At 62.7% G+C, this 15,303-nt stretch carries 13 protein-coding genes and 1 tRNA gene; 5 read left to right on the top strand and 9 right to left on the bottom strand.

Going from position 1 to position 15,303, the window contains the following annotated elements:
* Positions 1–79: 79 nt before the first annotated feature.
* Positions 80–343 carry an HPr family phosphocarrier protein gene (locus tag ACSAMM_RS14230; RefSeq protein ID WP_178721031.1) on the top strand — a complete coding sequence of 88 codons (264 nt, stop codon included), beginning with the start codon at positions 80–82 and terminating at the stop codon, positions 341–343.
* A gap of 206 nt (positions 344–549) precedes the next feature.
* Here the strand turns inward: ACSAMM_RS14230 and ACSAMM_RS14235 are convergent, their stop codons facing one another.
* From ACSAMM_RS14235 to ACSAMM_RS14270, 8 genes are all read right to left on the bottom strand, one after another.
* Positions 550–2,070, bottom strand: a complete 1,521-nt coding sequence (locus ACSAMM_RS14235) for a recombinase family protein (RefSeq protein WP_457791939.1) — start codon at positions 2,068–2,070, stop codon at positions 550–552.
* Complete coding sequence (locus tag ACSAMM_RS14240) at positions 2,067–2,189, bottom strand: hypothetical protein (RefSeq protein WP_457791940.1); 123 nt, start codon at positions 2,187–2,189, stop codon at positions 2,067–2,069. The genes ACSAMM_RS14235 and ACSAMM_RS14240 overlap by 4 nt, the downstream gene beginning before the upstream one ends.
* A 157-nt stretch (positions 2,190–2,346) precedes the next feature.
* Positions 2,347–2,799 (bottom strand): helix-turn-helix transcriptional regulator, encoded by a 453-nt coding sequence (locus ACSAMM_RS14245; RefSeq protein ID WP_457791941.1) that lies wholly within the window; start codon positions 2,797–2,799, stop codon positions 2,347–2,349.
* 162 nt (positions 2,800–2,961) lie between these two features.
* Entirely contained in the window at positions 2,962–3,459 is a 498-nt protein-coding gene (locus tag ACSAMM_RS14250; protein WP_457791942.1) for a hypothetical protein, read from the bottom strand.
* Between the two features lie 23 nt (positions 3,460–3,482).
* The gene (locus ACSAMM_RS14255; protein WP_457791943.1) at positions 3,483–4,886 is read right to left on the bottom strand and encodes an alginate O-acetyltransferase AlgX-related protein; all 1,404 of its coding nucleotides are present in this window, start codon (positions 4,884–4,886) and stop codon (positions 3,483–3,485) included.
* 34 nt (positions 4,887–4,920) lie between these two features.
* The gene (locus tag ACSAMM_RS14260) at positions 4,921–6,351 is read right to left on the bottom strand and encodes an MBOAT family O-acyltransferase (RefSeq protein WP_457791944.1); all 1,431 of its coding nucleotides are present in this window, start codon (positions 6,349–6,351) and stop codon (positions 4,921–4,923) included.
* 87 nt (positions 6,352–6,438) lie between these two features.
* Complete coding sequence (locus tag ACSAMM_RS14265) at positions 6,439–7,638, bottom strand: M15 family metallopeptidase (RefSeq protein ID WP_457791946.1); 1,200 nt, start codon at positions 7,636–7,638, stop codon at positions 6,439–6,441.
* A 35-nt stretch (positions 7,639–7,673) separates the two neighbouring features.
* Positions 7,674–8,408, bottom strand: coding sequence for a transglutaminase domain-containing protein (locus ACSAMM_RS14270; RefSeq protein WP_457791948.1), 735 nt, complete (start codon positions 8,406–8,408; stop codon positions 7,674–7,676).
* A 286-nt stretch (positions 8,409–8,694) separates the two neighbouring features.
* Between ACSAMM_RS14270 and htpG the strand changes: the two genes are divergently transcribed.
* The 4 genes from htpG (at position 8,695) to ACSAMM_RS14290 (ending at position 13,950) form a co-directional block, all read left to right on the top strand.
* Complete coding sequence (gene htpG / locus ACSAMM_RS14275) at positions 8,695–10,584, top strand: molecular chaperone HtpG (protein WP_457791949.1); 1,890 nt, start codon at positions 8,695–8,697, stop codon at positions 10,582–10,584.
* Between the two features lie 153 nt (positions 10,585–10,737).
* Positions 10,738–10,814, top strand: a tRNA-Arg gene (locus ACSAMM_RS14280).
* Positions 10,815–10,902: 88 nt separating this feature from the next.
* Positions 10,903–11,709, top strand: a complete 807-nt coding sequence (locus ACSAMM_RS14285) for a methyltransferase domain-containing protein (protein WP_457791950.1) — start codon at positions 10,903–10,905, stop codon at positions 11,707–11,709.
* An 81-nt stretch (positions 11,710–11,790) separates the two neighbouring features.
* Complete coding sequence (locus ACSAMM_RS14290) at positions 11,791–13,950, top strand: DNA topoisomerase III (protein WP_457791952.1); 2,160 nt, start codon at positions 11,791–11,793, stop codon at positions 13,948–13,950.
* Positions 13,951–14,006: 56 nt separating this feature from the next.
* On the opposite strand, the gene ACSAMM_RS14295 is transcribed toward ACSAMM_RS14290, so the two are convergent.
* Positions 14,007–15,287, bottom strand: a complete 1,281-nt coding sequence (locus ACSAMM_RS14295; RefSeq protein WP_457791953.1) for a LysM peptidoglycan-binding domain-containing protein — start codon at positions 15,285–15,287, stop codon at positions 14,007–14,009.
* Positions 15,288–15,303 lie beyond the last annotated feature (16 nt).

Raw genomic sequence — 15,303 nt, forward strand, 5'->3', positions numbered from 1 at the left:
TTTCCCATTACCTACTGGCCGGATAAGCGCCCTTTGCGGCGATAGATGCTTTACGATATTGAGAGGGAGATTAATCGATATGTATGTAAAAGATGTGCTGGTTCAGAATCAAGTGGGGCTGCATGCCCGTCCCGCGACTTTCTTTATCCAGAAAGCCAATGAATTCAAATCCTCCATCTGGGTGGAAAAGGAAGAGCGCCGCGTCAACGCGAAGAGCCTGCTGGGCGTTCTGTCCTTGGGGATTGTCGGCGGCACCAACATCCGCATCATCGCCGACGGCGCCGACGAAGAAAGCGCAGTGGACGGCCTGGTCACCCTGGTGGAATCCGGCTTCGCCGAATAAGCCATTCCCCCGTATCCATCCGAAAGCCTGCCCCTCCGGGCGGGCTTTTGTCGATCCCCTCCTGAAAACAAAAAGGTGAAGAGGATGCTGCAAAATTAGCAGCATCCTCTTCGCTTTTTCGAGTCACGGCGTTCCCACGGTGTTTTTCATCCCCTAGGCGACGGTTTCCCCATTGTCCTCTGTCTGAACCAGCGCCCGCCGGTTCCCTAAATCTTCCACGCGATCCGGACCGCCTGCCGTCCGCCGCCGTCCCGCGTCCCGACCTCTATTCGCTCCACGAACGCCGCCAGCAGCTGGGCCGGCATCGCCTCCCTGTCCACGAAATCCTCCAGCGCCCGCCCGGCAGGCTCCGGCTGTGCCTGCCGGGCCATCGTCTCCTCCAGCCGGGCCAGCCGCTCGCTCATGGCCGCCTTCTCCCGGGCATAGTCGCCGCTCATCTCCCGGAACTGCTCGGTCGTCAGCAGCCCGGAGGCCTTGTCGAGATACAACTCCTTCAGCGCCCGATCCCGCCGGCCGATCTCCCCCTTGAGCAGCGCCGCCTCCCGGCTCACCGCCGCCTCCAGTTCCTCGTCCGGCCGGTAGGGCGGCACCTCCTCCGGCGAAAACCACCGGGCAAGCAGCTCCCACAGCCGCCCCGTCACCAGATCCTCCAGATAGTCCAGCCGCACCGCGTGGGAGGCGCATTGCCCCCGGTCGGCGGCGTATCGCCCGCACCGCAGATAGCTGTGCGTCTCCCCCTTGTACCGGCTGGATACCTTCACCATGGCCGCCCCGCAGTCCCGGCAGAACACCAGCCCTGCCAGCCGGTGCCGCTCTCCCTGCCCCGACGAGCGGGTGTGCGCCTCAAGCAGCCGCCCCGCCTCTTCGAAATCCGCCGCGTCCACCAGCGGCGCGCAGGCCCCCGGCACCGCCACCCAGTCCTCTCGCGGCACGCTGAGCAGCACCTTGGATTTGTAGCTGGGCTTGCGCCGTTTCCCCTGCGCCACCACCCCCGTGTACAGCGGGTTGCGAAGGATCCGGGAGACCGTGGTGCGGCTCCACAGCGGCGTCGCCGCCGCCTGCCCCTCCTCCTGCTTGTAGGCCGTGGGGCTGGGCACCCCCGCCGCGTTGAGTCCGGCCGCGATCCGCGCCGTCCCCTCTCCCGCCAGATACCGCCGGAATATCTCCCGCACCACCTGCGCCGCCTGCGGGTCGGGGACCAGCCGGTTGTGATCCGCCTCGTCCTTCCGGTATCCGTAAGGCGCAAAGCTTCCGATGAACCGTCCCTCCCGCCTCTTGAAATCCAGCACCGCCCGGATATTGTCGGATAAATCCTCCAGATACCATTCGTTGATAAGCCCGTTTATCTGCCGGGCCTTTTTGCCCCCCTGCACTCCGGTGTCCACCCGATCCACCAGCGCGATGAATCGGATCCCCCACAGCAGAAAATCCCGGTGGAGATACCGCTCCACCAGCTCCATGTCCCGGGTGAACCGGGATTGGGTCTTGACCAGCAGGATGTCGAACCGCCGCGCCTCGGCGTCGGCCAGCAGCCGGCGGAACCCCGGCCGATCCCGATCCGCCCCCGAATAATCCTCGTCGCTGTACACCCCGGCGATTTCCCAGCCCTTGTCCTGCGCGTAAGCGGCCAGCAGCGCCTTCTGGTTCTGGATGCTCTCCGACTCCCCGCCCGGCCCCGCCGTCTCGTCCTCCTTGCTCAGCCGGCAGTACAGCGCCGCGCGGCTCATCTCTCCGCCCTCCGCAGCGCCTCGATGTACCGGAGCAGCTCCCGCTGCACAAACGCCCGCCGTTCCTCCTCGTCCGGTCGGCGGAACGCCTCGGTGACCACAAATACAGGCGGCTTCATGGCCTCGCCCCCTTCCAGTCCACTGTATGCCGGAGGGGTTGTACACTATGATTCCGCCTTCACGGGGCCTTAAGAATATCGTAGGCGCTCGCTCCGCCGCCTCCCTGGACGGCGGCGGGGAATACACCATCACCGGCTCCGGCCAATCGGCGCCTCGTCAGCTTTTCCGGCTCTTCCAGACCGTGTATAGTATATCCTTCAGCACCAGCATCGCATCCTGTTCGCTATACGAATACTCCTGCCGCAATTCATCCAGCATGGCCGCCAGCCGCCGGGCATAGCCGGGAACATTGACCTCCTTTTGATAGCGGACCAGAATCGGGTACTTTTTCCCCCATGCCTTTGTCCAGTCGATTTTTTCTTCCGCTTCCTCGCTGGTTTTATCGATAATCTCCTGGATCTCCTTTACGTCAACGTCGAAAGCAATCAGGTCATCGAGCGGCAGGTTGTACAGCACGGCCATTTTTTTCGCCTGGCGGATATCCGGAACGGTCTCGTCCGTTTCCCATTTTGAAACGGTCTGCCGGCTGACCCCCAGCTTCTCCGCCACCTCCTCCTGCGAAAGGCCGCGTTTTTTCCTTGCATGAAATAAACTGTTTCCTAAATTCATGGGGTTTTCCTCCTTATCCGATATAGTCGTATTATATCGTTTGATAAGGACAAACGCCACCCATTTTGTTTTCCATATCCGCCCGTTTTCCTAACATGCGCGCCCTCCTCCGCTTTTCAGGAACAAAAAGAGACAGACGGACACGTCCGTCTGTCTCTTTTGTTATTTCGCCACGTATTCGATGAGCGCCGCCTTGCCGTCCTCCATGGTGAAATCCAGCGTCGCGTCCTTGCCCAGGGGATAGCTGCGGATGACCCCGCTTTCGGTGTAGCCGGTGCCGTACAGCGCCTCGATCTCCCCAGCGGTCATGCCCACCTTGGCCCCCTCCCGGGTGGCGGCCGTGTCGTCCTTCAGCTCGATGAGATAAATGATGCTCTTATCCTCCGCACGGTAGGTATACAGCGCAAAGCCCGCGAAGGTGTAGATGGTGTCCATCCCGTCGTAATGGCAGCTGGGCGCCTCCACCACGTCGGTGGCGCCGCCCAGGCTGTTCCCCAGCGCCTCGGTATATTCCTGCCCCAGCGCCACGCTCACGCCCCCGGCCTGGAAATCCCCAATCGCCCGGCTGCCCGAAGAGCTGTCCGCCCCCTTATCCTGGCATGCCGTCAGCCCCAGAAGGAGCAGCAGCACCGCCGCCCATACGCTCAACCACTTTTTCATTGTAAGCATCCTGCCTTTCCTAGTCAGTCGCCCGTCGCTTCATGCGCGGGCTGGATGGTTCCCAGGACCGTGACGGTCCCGTCTTGTTCGGCCAGCAGCTCGATCGGCCCATCCGCCGCCTCGGGGGGCAGGTAGGCCGAAAAGCCCGCGCCCTCTCCCTCGTCCAGCAGCGCCTCCTCCCGGATGGGAAACGCCTCATAGCCGACGCCGCCCGCCCGCAGATAGACGGCTGTGCTGCCGCTGTAACGCGCGTCCAACTCGCCGTATACGTGGAGGAAGCCATGGGACGTGCGCGTCTTGATACGCGCCGCCGCGCTCCCGTCGGCTGGGGCATCCCCCGGCAGATCCCGCCGGGGGGCGGGCATCACCGGGGCGCGGACGGTCAAGTCGGGGAGATTGCGCTCCACGATCTCCACCACCACCGCGTCCGCCTGCCGCGCCGCCGTCAAATCCAGCCGGTACGGCACGGCGCGGGAAAACTCCGCCTCCCGGAACGCCTGCGCGAAAAAGGGCAGCACCGCGTTGCCGAAGGAATCCCGAAACATCAGCAGCCGGCCGCTTCCCCTGTCGTTTTCGGTGGTGATGGTGATGTCCTCCTCGCTGCGAAAGGAGGAGGTGTACCGGTAATGCCACGTCGTGTCCAGCACCACCTGATCGTCCTTGCGTCCCAGCCCCGGATCCAGCATCGCGTCCAAATCCCCGTCCCAGATCTGCTGTACGCTCCGGGGCGTGTCCGCGTAATCCTCATGGGGCAGCCCCAGCGTGTCCATCACCGCGTTATAGCCCGCCAGCGCCCCCAGCGTGTTCCAGTGAGAGTCCCGCTTGTGATACAGCAGTTCCCCCGGCGCCCTGAGCACCGCGGTCAGATCGGTGACGTAGGAACGGGGGCCCAGGGCGGCGGCCAGCCGCTCCCGGTTGGTGGGATCCGGCGTTTTCAGAGTATAGTAGGGCATGTGCTCGGGATATACCGTGTTCTTGTTGGGCACCACGGCGAAGGCGAAGGCCGCCCCCTGCCCCTGCACATACTCTTGCATCAGCTCCACCGTCCGGGCCAGGCAGGCCGTCCCCCTCTCGTCCAGGACGTTCCGTCCCCAGTAATCGTCCATCGTCTTTTCAAAATACAGCCACCCGTCAGTGCCCACGATCACCTGGTCCTCCGACGATGTGCCGAACAAGCTGGCCTTCGCCACGCTGTCCGCCGTCACCAGCTGGGAGCGGAAGCTGAAATGCTCGGACAAATAGGTGTTCAGCTCAGAGAAAAAGGCCAGGTTGAACCCTTCCCCCTCCTTCGTCAGGCGGGGGAACGCGGCCAGCTCCCGCTTCTCCGTCGATGCCGTCTCGCCGAACAGCGGCATGGTGAACACTGGGAAGGCGCACACCGCCAGCACCAGGGCCACATAGGCGATTTTTATCGGTTTCTTCTTCATAGCGTCTCTCCCACCTGTGGGTATGGGTCTCATATCAGAATCGGAAGTAAATAAACGGGTTGTAGGAATCGGTGGCCAGCGCGAACAGGCACAGCAGCAGCGCCGCTCCCGACAGGGCGTAGGAGCCTGCCCGCACTGCCCGGGCCAGCCCGTCGCCGCCTCCCGTCTCGGCCCGCCGCCGCGCCGCCTCCTGCAGCCGCGGCCATACCGGTGTGCAGGCCAAGGCCGCCGCTGCGGTCAGCAGGAGGAAATACGGGGTCAGATACCCCACCGCCTGCCGCAGGGTAACCCCGCCCACGCTCCAGGAGGTGAACATGGCCTTGAGATACAGCCAGGCATCCCCCATGGTGTCCGCCCGGAAAATCACGAAGCCCACCGTCACCATCAGCAGGGTGTACACATGCGCCAGTCCCTTGAACCGCCATTTTCGCACGTTCAGCAGCCCGCTGCTTTCCGCGATGAGCAGCGCCCCGTGGAACAGGCCCCAGACGATGAAGGTGACGTTGGCCCCGTGCCACAGCCCGGTGCAGAAAAAGACGATCAACTGGTTGAGCCAAGTACGAACCTTCCCCTTGCGGTTGCCACCCAGCGGGATGTAGAGATAATCCCGGAACCAGCCGGACAGGGAGATGTGCCACCGCCGCCAGAAATCCTTGATCCCCAGCGCCGCGTAGGGGTACCGGAAGTTTTCCGGAAAGGTGAACCCGAACATCCGGGACAGGCCGATGGCCATGTCGCTGTACCCGCTGAAATCAAAATAAATTTGGAACAGATAGGCTATCGCGCCGATCCAGGCCGCCGGCGCGCTCAAAATAGACAGATCCATACCGAAAATGCCGTCAGCCGCCACCGCCATGGCGTTGGCTAAAAGCATCTTCTTGGCCAGCCCCGCCAGAAACCGGCGCAGCCCCGCCGCCGTCTCGTTCGCCGTCACCGTCCGGCTGGAAAGCTGCCCCTCGATGTCGTGGTACCGCACGATGGGCCCCGCGATCAGCTGGGGAAAAAAAGAGATGTATAAGAGCAGCCTCCAAAAGCTTTTCTGCATCTGCCCCGGATTCCAGTACACGTCCAGGACATAGGACATGGCCTGGAAGGTGAAGAACGAGATGCCGATGGGCAGGCTGATCCGGGGTACGGGCAGCGCCAGCCCTGTCACCGCGCCCAGGGTCTCCATCAGGAACCCGCTGTATTTGAACACCCCCAGCAGCGCGAGGTTGAACACCACCGCCAGCACCATGGGCAGCCGGGCGCCCTTCCGGGCGCTCCCGATCCACCGCCCGGCCAGCCAGTTGACCAGGACGGAGAGGATCATCAGCAGAATATACACCGGCTCGCCCCAGGCGTAAAACAGCAGGCTCGCCGCGATGAGCAGGGCGTTTTTCGCCCGCGCCCCCGGCAGGATGTGGTACAGCCCAAACACCGCCGGTAGGAACAGACAGAGAAAACTCACGGAACTGAATGTCATAAACGTCGTAACACCTTTCGGCCCGTAGCGTTTGTGGTCAAGGGAACTTCATCGTAAAACAAGACCGGAAACCGGCCCCGCCGCCGATCAGGGGCAGGCGGCGGTCAGACAGTCGGCCACCTGGAACGCCGTGGTCATGTAGCGGCTGCCGATGGCCGCGTTGGCCTCGAGATCGTTGAAATGCCACCATTCCGACGCCAGGGGGGACAGGCCCGCGTCGGTGCAGTACTGCCGCAGCTTGAGCGCCGGCTCGTTCATGGTGGGAGCGGCCGCCACCGCCTTCCACGCGGTGGCGGAGCGGGAGTTTACCGGCTTTGCCAGGGACACCGCCCGGTTGCTCAGCTCATGGATGGGGGTGGGCATCTCGTACGGCTCGTAAAGCGACGCCCGGCTGTAGACATACGCGCCGCTGCGGTAGCGGCGCACCGTTTTCAGCTTGGCCAGCGTCACGTCCATGGCGCACCCCTTCTGATGGGTGGACACCTGGTTGGCGATGAACCAGCCGATCCCCCAGGGCGCGGTGGAAATTCCTCGGCGCACCTCGCTGTCCGCGTCGCTCAGGGCCTCCAGCTGCTTGGCCACCAGCAGCTGGGTGTCCAGCGGCCGGAAGGTCTCCACGATGACCAGCGTGTCCCCCTTGGCAAGGGCGGCCTTCTGGGCCGCCGCTATCTTCTTTGCCATGGCGTAGAGCACCGGCACCAGGTATTCGTTGTCCTCCAGCCTCTCGTTGAGCATCCGGCTGTCGTACAGCTTCTGTCCCGTGATGCCCGGGATGTCCTTGCCCGCGCTGACGAACACCGAGGCGTCGGCGTTGGTGATGTCGTACACGATGGAGGGCAGGATATCCGGCAGGTTGACAAAGGCGTATCGGTGGGGCACCCAGCCGGACGCGCCATTCCGGGTTTCCACCCGCCAGCTGTCCCCCTGCTCCTCGAGGATGCGGAAGGCTTCCCCCGCTTTCAGCTCCGCCGTCTTGTCCGTCCCTCCCGCCGTGGCTGTCAGGCTCAGCGGAACCGACGCGTACCCGGTCGCCCCCGCCAGCGGCAGCTCGAACTGGCTGTCCGTCTTGCCCGTCAGGTTGGCGTTTACGCACAGCACGCCGGTGACCGGGTCGGTCACCGCCTCCTCGGGCGGGGGGGGCGGCGCCGCCGTGCCCGTCGTCGCCGGGGTTTGCGCGCGGGAGGACGCGTCCCCGTCCGCCGGCGCGGCGGGCGTGCAGCCTCCCAGCATCGCGATAAGGCCCGCCGCCGTCAGTAAGCCGGCGGCCAGCCGTCGGTTGCGTGTCATGAAATCCCGTCCTTTCCGGCGGCCCGCTCCCGTTCTCAGGTGCAGGCGGGGTATTGGCTTTCGTCCCACTTGTACCCGATGCGGAGCAGATCGGCCCGCGTCAGCTTGGCGGAACGGACGTACACGGAATCGATGAAATACCAGCCCCCGTCGAAATAGGCCATCACCCAGGTGTGCGGCCCGCCGCCCTGCCAGCCGTTGCCGTCGATGTAATACGCGTCGTAGCCCGCCCGTTTGAGCAGCAGATAGGTCAGCGCGGTGAATTGGTAGCAGGAGCCCTTGCCGTATTTGATAGCGTACAGAGCCATCTCCTCATAGGAGCTGCCCCGCGCCATGCTCTTGTAGGTCATGTGCCCGTGCACATAGTCGTAGATGGCCTTGGGCGTGCGTCCGTTTTTCGCCAGAATGTCGTCGAGCTTCTGGTTGAGCGCCTGCGTATCCACCGCCGCCGCGGTGGTGGAACCGCGGGTGGTGGAGCCAGGGGTGGCCGCTCTGCGTGTGGTGGTGGCTGGCCGCGCCGGAGCGGTGGTCGTCGTCTCCCCGGGCTCGTCGGTCGTCGCGGCGGGGAGCGTCGCGGATGCGGCCGAGGAATCCGGCGGACCCGCCGGCTCTGACTGGCCGGAGGAAGGCTTGTCCGGATGGGCCACGGCCAGCCAGATGGCACCGCCCACCAGGCCGGCCGCCGCGCCCACGACCGCGACCGCCCCCAGGGCGACCACCAGTATGCGCAGCGCCCGCCGTCTTTTTCGTCTGCGTTTTTTGTTCGGCATATGGAATCTCCCTTTATTCAGCGGGGTGAACCCCCGCGCTGCCTTTGCTAAAGAATTGTATCTAACTTAATATACAACATGTCCGTCAAAAAGTCTACCGCTTTTCCCGCGAATCCGCCCCCTTCCCCTTTCCGGAAATCGTTCCCTTATCAGCTTTTACAATTTTTTAACAAATACGCCTTGCGCTTTCTCTTCAATTGGATTATACTCTATTTTAGCACTCTGGCGCGGCGAGTGCTAACGCTCTTCGCCGCCCCGGTACAACATGTAAAAGCGAGGGATTGCAATGGGAACCAAACAGTTCAAGGCCGAATCCAAGCGGCTGCTGGACCTGATGATCAACTCGATCTACACCCATAAGGAGATTTTCCTGCGGGAGCTGATTTCCAACGCCAGCGACGCGATGGACAAGCTGTATTACCGGTCGCTGACCGCCGACGTCACCGGCGTCAGCCGGGAGGATTTCACCATCCAGCTCACGGCGGACAAGGACAACCGGATCCTCACCCTGGAGGATAACGGCATCGGCATGACCAAGGAGGAGCTGGAGAGCAACCTCGGCACCATCGCCAAGAGCGGCTCCCTGGCCTTTAAAAAGGAGAACGAGGCCAAGGAGGACGTGGACATCATCGGCCAGTTCGGCGTGGGCTTTTACTCCGCCTTCATGGTGGCCGACTGCGTGCGGGTGGAAAGCCGGGCCTTCGGCGCGGACGAAGCCTTTTGCTGGGAGTCTCACGGTGCGGCGGGCTACACGGTGGAGCCCTGCGAGAAAGAGGGCCACGGCACCCGCATCATCCTGCACATCAAGCCGAACGCGGACGACGAGAACTATGACGAATTTCTGGAGCCCTACCGGCTGCAGGCCCTGGTCAAGAAGTATTCCGATTACATCCGCTACCCCATCAAAATGGAGATGGAGCGCAGCCGCCTGAAGGAGGGCAGCGACAGCGAATACGAGACCTATACCGAGGTGGAAACCCTCAACAGCATGGTGCCCCTGTGGAAGAAAAACAAAAGTGAGCTGACCGAAGAGGATTACAACGCTTTCTATAAAGAGAAGTTCCACGACTTCGAGAACCCGGCCAGGGTCATCCATTCCAGCACCGAGGGCGCCGCGACCTACAACGCCCTGCTGTTCATCCCCGCCCGCGCCCCCTATAACTACTACAGCCGGGACTACGAGAAGGGCCTGCAGCTGTACGCCAGCGGCGTGCTCATCATGGACAAATGCGCCGACCTGCTGCCCGATCACTTCAGCTTTGTCAAGGGCCTGGTGGACAGCCAGGATCTCTCCCTGAACATCTCCCGCGAGATGCTCCAGCACGACCGGCAGCTGAAGATCATCGCCTCCCGCCTGGAAAAGAAAATCAAGTCCGAGCTGCTCTCCATGCTGGAAAACGATCGGGAGAAATACGAGACCTTCTTCAAAAATTTCGGCCTGCAGCTGAAATACGGGGTGTATAACGAGTTCGGCCGCAACAAGGACGTCCTGAAGGATCTGCTGCTGTTCTACTCCTCCACCGAGAAAAAGCCGGTGACCTTCGCCGAGTACGTCTCCCGGATGAAGGAAGGCCAGACCTGCATCTACTACGCCTGCGGCCAGTCGGTGGAAAAAATCGAAAAACTGCCCCAGACCGAGCTGGTACGGGACAAGGGCTATGAAATCCTCTATCTGACCGAGGATGTGGACGAATTCGCCCTCAAGGTGCTCCATGACCTGGACGGCAAGGAGTTCAAGTCGGTCTCCGCCGGCGATCTCGATCTGGATACCCCGGAGGAGAAGGAAGAGGAGCAGAAGCAGCAGGAGGAAAACAAGGATCTCTTCGCCTTCATGACCGAGGCCCTCGACGGCAAGGTGCAGACCGTGCGCCTGTCCCGGCGGCTGAAAACTCACCCCGTCTGCCTGGCATCCGCCGGCGAGCTGTCCCTCGAGATGGAAAAGGTGCTCAACGCCATGCCCACCGACAACAAGGTCAAGGCCGAGCGGGTGCTGGAGGTCAACGAAAGCCACCCCATTTTTGCCACACTGACCGCCCTGTATGAAACCGACAAGGAGAAGCTGAAAACCTACAGCCAGCTTCTGTACGCCCAGGCCCTTCTCATCGAGGGGATGTCGGTGGAGGACCCGGTGGAGTTCTCGAATCAGATCTGCGGCCTGATGGCGGAGCAGAAATAAGCGAAACCGCGCGCTATTGTGCGGAAAAAGCGGCCGCCCGTCGTGTGGGCGGCCGCTTTTGTTTGGAAAAAACCGAAAAAATGCAAAAATATCGCTTGACATTCCGAGGAAAACCCCCTATAATCTATTATGCTGTTCAAAAGGACAGCCTATGCGCTCGTAGCTCAGTTGGATAGAGTGTTTGGCTACGAACCAAAAGGTCAGGGGTTCGAATCCCTTCGGGCGCACCAAAAAATCCCGCCGACACCAGTCGGCGGGATTTTTGTTTTTATACCTATTATCCACGATAAGACGCCAAAGAGAGAACGGAAGGTCATTATGTCCAGCAATGAAGAACAAATCCGCGCGCTGTACGCGGACGGCGAACGTGAGGAGAGCCGGGCGGCGCAATCCCGCTCGGCCGGCATGGAATTCGCCTACACCATGAAGACCATGGAAAAGCATATCCAGAAAACCGACCGGGTGCTGGAGGTGGGGTGCGCCACCGGGTATTACGCCCTGCGGCTGGCCCCGCTCTGCCGGGAATACGTGGGGGTGGATCTCGTCCCCGCCCACATTGACCGGCTGCGGGAAAACGTCCGGGCGGCCGGGCTGACCAACGCCACGGGCCGGGTGGGGGACGCCACCCAGCTGGGGGAAATCCCTGACGATTCCTTCGACGTGGTTTGCTGCTTCGGCCCTTTATACCACCTGCCGCCGGAGGAGCGGGAGCTGGTCTTTGCGGAATGCCGCCGGGTCTGCCGGCCGGGCGGAGTGCTGGCCTTCGCCTACATCTGCCAGATAGGCGTGTACGCCGCGGCCTGCGTGCACGACACCCTGCGGCAGTTCTATCCCAGCAAAAGGGCCAACGAATACGTGCTCGGGCAGGGGACCGACGACTTCAAGCCGGGAGTGTTTTTCTACACCACGCCGGAAGAGATGGAGGCCGCGGCGAAGCGGCACGGGCTGACCAAGGTGAGCAATCTGGGGCTGGATTTCTTCCTGGCGGCCAGCGTTATCGACGCCATGAGCGAGGAAACCTTCGCCTTATACCAACCACTGGCCGACCGGATGTGCGCCAGCGAGGCGTGCACCGGCATGAGCAACCACGCCCTGCTGGTCTGTCGGAAGGAGGCGGGCGGCTGAAAGTTTTCCACCAGTCCCGCTCTGCCGGTGGAAAACCGGAGGGGAGTATGCTACAATAGACGAAAGAAAGGCGGGATACCTATGGGAAAGACGCTGGTACTGGCGGAAAAGCCGTCGGTGGGCAAGGAAATCGCCCGGGTGCTGGGCTGCCATGGCGGCGGAAGCGGGTACATGGCCGGGGCGCAGTATGTGGTGACCTGGGCGCTGGGGCACCTGGTGGAGCTGGCGGAGCCGGAGCATTACGGCAGCCAATACAAGACCTGGAGCCTGGACAGCCTGCCCATGATGCCGGAAAAGATGGCCCTCAAGGTGATCCCGGAAACCGCCAAGCAGTTCGGCGTGGTAAAAACCTGGCTGCACAGCAAGGAAATCGACTCCCTGGTCATCGCCACTGACGCGGGGCGGGAGGGGGAGCTGGTGGCCCGATGGATCCTGGACAAGGCCGGGTTTCACAAACCTATCAAGCGGCTGTGGATTTCCTCCCAGACCGACAAGGCCATCCGGGAGGGGTTCGCCAACCTGAAAGACGGGCGGGCGTATCTGCCCCTGTACCGCTCCGCCGTCTGCCGGGCGGAGGCCGACTGGCTGGTGGGGCTCAACGTCACCCGGGCCATGACCTGCCACTACGGCGCGCAGCTGTCCGCCGGGCGGGTGCAGACCCCCACCCTGGCGCTCATCGTGCGGCGGGAGGAGGAGATCAAGCGCTTCGTGCCCAAGGATTACTACATGGTGCAGGCGGATTTGGGCAAATTCTTCGTCACCTGGCAGGACGGGAAGGGGCAGACCGCCATTTTTGACAAGGCAAAGGCCGAGGCGCTGGCGGAAAAAATCAAGGGGAAGGAATTCCGGGTCTACGATGTGAAGGCCGCCGACAAAGCCACCCCGCCGCCCATGCTGTACGATCTGACCGAGCTGCAGCGAGATGCCAACAAGCAGTACCAGATGTCGGCCAAGGACACCCTGTCGGTCATGCAGCGGCTGTATGAGATTCACAAGGTGCTCACCTACCCCCGCACCGATTCCCGTTACCTGACCGAGGACATCGTCCCCACCCTGCCCGAACGGCTGCGGGCCGTGTCCCGGGGGGAATTCGCCCCCTATGTGGCCGAAATCCAGAGAGAAAGGCGTTCCATCGCCAAAGCCTGCGTCAACAATGCCAAGGTGTCGGATCACCACGCCATCATCCCCACCGAGCAGGCGGCGGATCTGGCCCGCTTCTCCCTGGAGGAGAAACGGATTTATTTGATGGTGGTCAAACGGTTTCTGGCTTGTTTCTATCCCCCCTACGAGTACCGGCGCACCCGGGCGGAGCTGCTGGCCGAGGGGGAACGGTTCTACGCCGCCGGACGAACAGTGCTCCAGCAGGGGTGGCGGAAGGTGCAGGACAGCCGGGACGAGGACGAAGCCGACGAACAGGCGGTGCCCCTGTTCCATCGGGGGGACGTTTACACCGGCGGCCTGGTGCAGTGCAAGGCGCTCAAGACCGCGCCGCCGGCCCGATACACAGAGGCCACCCTGCTGTCCGCCATGGAAAACCCCTCCCCGTACATCGACGACAAGCAGATGAAAGAGTTCATTGGCGGAGGGCTGGGCACCCCGGCCACCCGGGCGGATATCATCGAGAAGCTGTTCTCCGCCTTTTATGTGGAGAAAAAGGGGGTGTCCCTGGTGCCCACGTCCAAGGGGACGCAGGTCATCAGCCTGGTGCCCCCCGACCTGAAGGAGCCGCTGCTGACCGCTAAGTGGGAGCAGAAGCTGGACGCCATCAGCCGGGAGAAGGCCGACCCCGCCGCCTTCCTGGCCGACATCCGCCGGTACACGAAGGAGCTGGTGCAGGCGGTGAAGGACAGCACGGAGAGCTTCGTGCACGACAACGTATCCCAGACGCCCTGCCCGGCATGCGGCAAGCTGATGCTGGCGGTCACCGGGAAAAAGGGGCGGATGCTGGTCTGCCCCGACCGGGAATGCGGGCACCGGCAGAACGTCAGCATGGAAACCAACTCCCGCTGCCCGGTCTGCCACAAAAAGCTGGAGCTGTTCGGGGACGGCGACAAGCAGTCCTATGTCTGCCGCTGCGGATTCCGGGAAAAGGCGGAAAAATTCCGCGAGCGCACCGGCGCGGGGGCGGGCATGTCCAAGCGGGCGGTACAGCAGTACCTGGCCAAGCAGGAGGACGCCGCGCCGGCGGTAAGCGCCTTCGCCCTGGCGCTGCAGAAGGCCATGGAGGACAAAGAAAAATAAGATACGGCCACCCCATCCTGCAAGAAACCGGCGGACGAAATCGTCCGCCGGTTTCTTTAGGCCCTCCGGATGTCGTACAGGGCGTTGAGCACCTGCCAATTCTGCGGGAAGGGCCGCATCAGGTTCCAATACCCCACCCCCTGCAGCCCGTATTCTGGTATCAGCGCCAGCTTGGCCTGGACGCTGCGCGCGTCCTCGAACCAGACCTCATGCTCCTGCCAGGTGGTGCTGAAATAGTTGAAATGCGGGGCCTGGGACACCTCGTCGTATTGAATGGACGCGCCATGGCGGGCGGCGATGTCCACCGCCTCCACGTTGCCGATGGAGGGGGCCCGGGTCTCCCCCCGCACAAAGGGCAGCGGCCAGTCGTAGCCGTAGTTGGGGAACCCCATATATATTTTGCCCGGTTCGATGACGGTCACCGCGTAGTCCAGCACCTTGCGCACATTGCCGATGGGGGCCACGGCCATGGGCGGCCCGGCAGAATACCCCCACTCATAGGTCATCAGCAGCACCGCGTTGCTGGCAGCGCCGATCCCTGCGTAGTCGTGCCCCTCATACAGCAGACCCGGCTGGTCGCCGGAGGTTTTGGGAGCCAGAGCCGTGACCAAGATGTAGCCCTCCGGATTCAGCCGATCGGCCACCTTCTGAATGAAATCCACATACGCCTGCCGGTTTTCCGGTGCGATAAACTCGAAATCCACGTCCAGCCCGTCGTAACCCTTGGCCCGCATGGTCTCCAGCACCCGATCGATCAATATATCCTGCACCGGCGGATTGTTCAGCAGAGCGTCGGCCAGAGCGCTGCTGAAATTCCCCTCCGGCGTCAGGGTGGACAGATGCATCAGCGGCGAAACGCCGTATTCCCGCGCCAGGCGGATCAGCTCCTCATCGTCCAGCTCGATCAGCTCTCCCTCCGGGGTGAAGCCGTAGGTGAACATGGTCAGATAGGTCATATAGGGCAGCGCCTGCCGCAGCACCGCCCTGTCTACGAAGGGATACACATACCCATTGGTGGACAGGACACCCTGTTTTTCCTGCTCATAGTCGATGACGATGGTCTGGCCGGGATAGACGGTCACGTCCCCGCCCAGGCCGTAATTGTTGCGCAGCAGCTGATTGAGCGTGACCCCCTCCCTCGCGGCGATGCCCGCCAGGGTTTCCCCGGGCTGCACCGTGACCACCCGCCTGGGATACAAAACCACCAGGGTCTGCCCCGGCACCAGCCGCGTCGGATCCGCCAGCCCGTTATCCTGCGCCAGCCGTTCGGTGGAAACGCCATACCGCTGTGCGATATCATTCAGGGTTTCGCCCGCCCGGACGACATGGATATCCATCCCGCATAGCCCCTTT

The sequence above is a fragment of the Anaeromassilibacillus sp. SJQ-5 genome (assembly GCF_054108045.1).

Bases quoted from the DNA above. Each gene is read 5' to 3' on its own strand.
- htpG (WP_457791949.1), top strand. From the start codon at position 8,695: ATGGGAACCAAACAGTTCAAGGCCGAATCCAAGCGGCTGCTGGACCTG.
- ACSAMM_RS14245 (WP_457791941.1), bottom strand. From the start codon at position 2,799: ATGAATTTAGGAAACAGTTTATTTCATGCAAGGAAAAAACGCGGCCTT.
- ACSAMM_RS14255 (WP_457791943.1), bottom strand. From the start codon at position 4,886: ATGAAGAAGAAACCGATAAAAATCGCCTATGTGGCCCTGGTGCTGGCG.
- ACSAMM_RS14285 (WP_457791950.1), top strand. From the start codon at position 10,903: ATGTCCAGCAATGAAGAACAAATCCGCGCGCTGTACGCGGACGGCGAA.
- ACSAMM_RS14270 (WP_457791948.1), bottom strand. From the start codon at position 8,408: ATGCCGAACAAAAAACGCAGACGAAAAAGACGGCGGGCGCTGCGCATA.
- ACSAMM_RS14250 (WP_457791942.1), bottom strand. From the start codon at position 3,459: ATGAAAAAGTGGTTGAGCGTATGGGCGGCGGTGCTGCTGCTCCTTCTG.
- ACSAMM_RS14230 (WP_178721031.1), top strand. From the start codon at position 80: ATGTATGTAAAAGATGTGCTGGTTCAGAATCAAGTGGGGCTGCATGCC.
- ACSAMM_RS14240 (WP_457791940.1), bottom strand. From the start codon at position 2,189: ATGAAGCCGCCTGTATTTGTGGTCACCGAGGCGTTCCGCCGACCGGAC.
- ACSAMM_RS14295 (WP_457791953.1), bottom strand. From the start codon at position 15,287: ATGGATATCCATGTCGTCCGGGCGGGCGAAACCCTGAATGATATCGCA.
- ACSAMM_RS14235 (WP_457791939.1), bottom strand. From the start codon at position 2,070: ATGAGCCGCGCGGCGCTGTACTGCCGGCTGAGCAAGGAGGACGAGACG.
- ACSAMM_RS14265 (WP_457791946.1), bottom strand. From the start codon at position 7,638: ATGACACGCAACCGACGGCTGGCCGCCGGCTTACTGACGGCGGCGGGC.
- ACSAMM_RS14260 (WP_457791944.1), bottom strand. From the start codon at position 6,351: ATGACATTCAGTTCCGTGAGTTTTCTCTGTCTGTTCCTACCGGCGGTG.
- ACSAMM_RS14290 (WP_457791952.1), top strand. From the start codon at position 11,791: ATGGGAAAGACGCTGGTACTGGCGGAAAAGCCGTCGGTGGGCAAGGAA.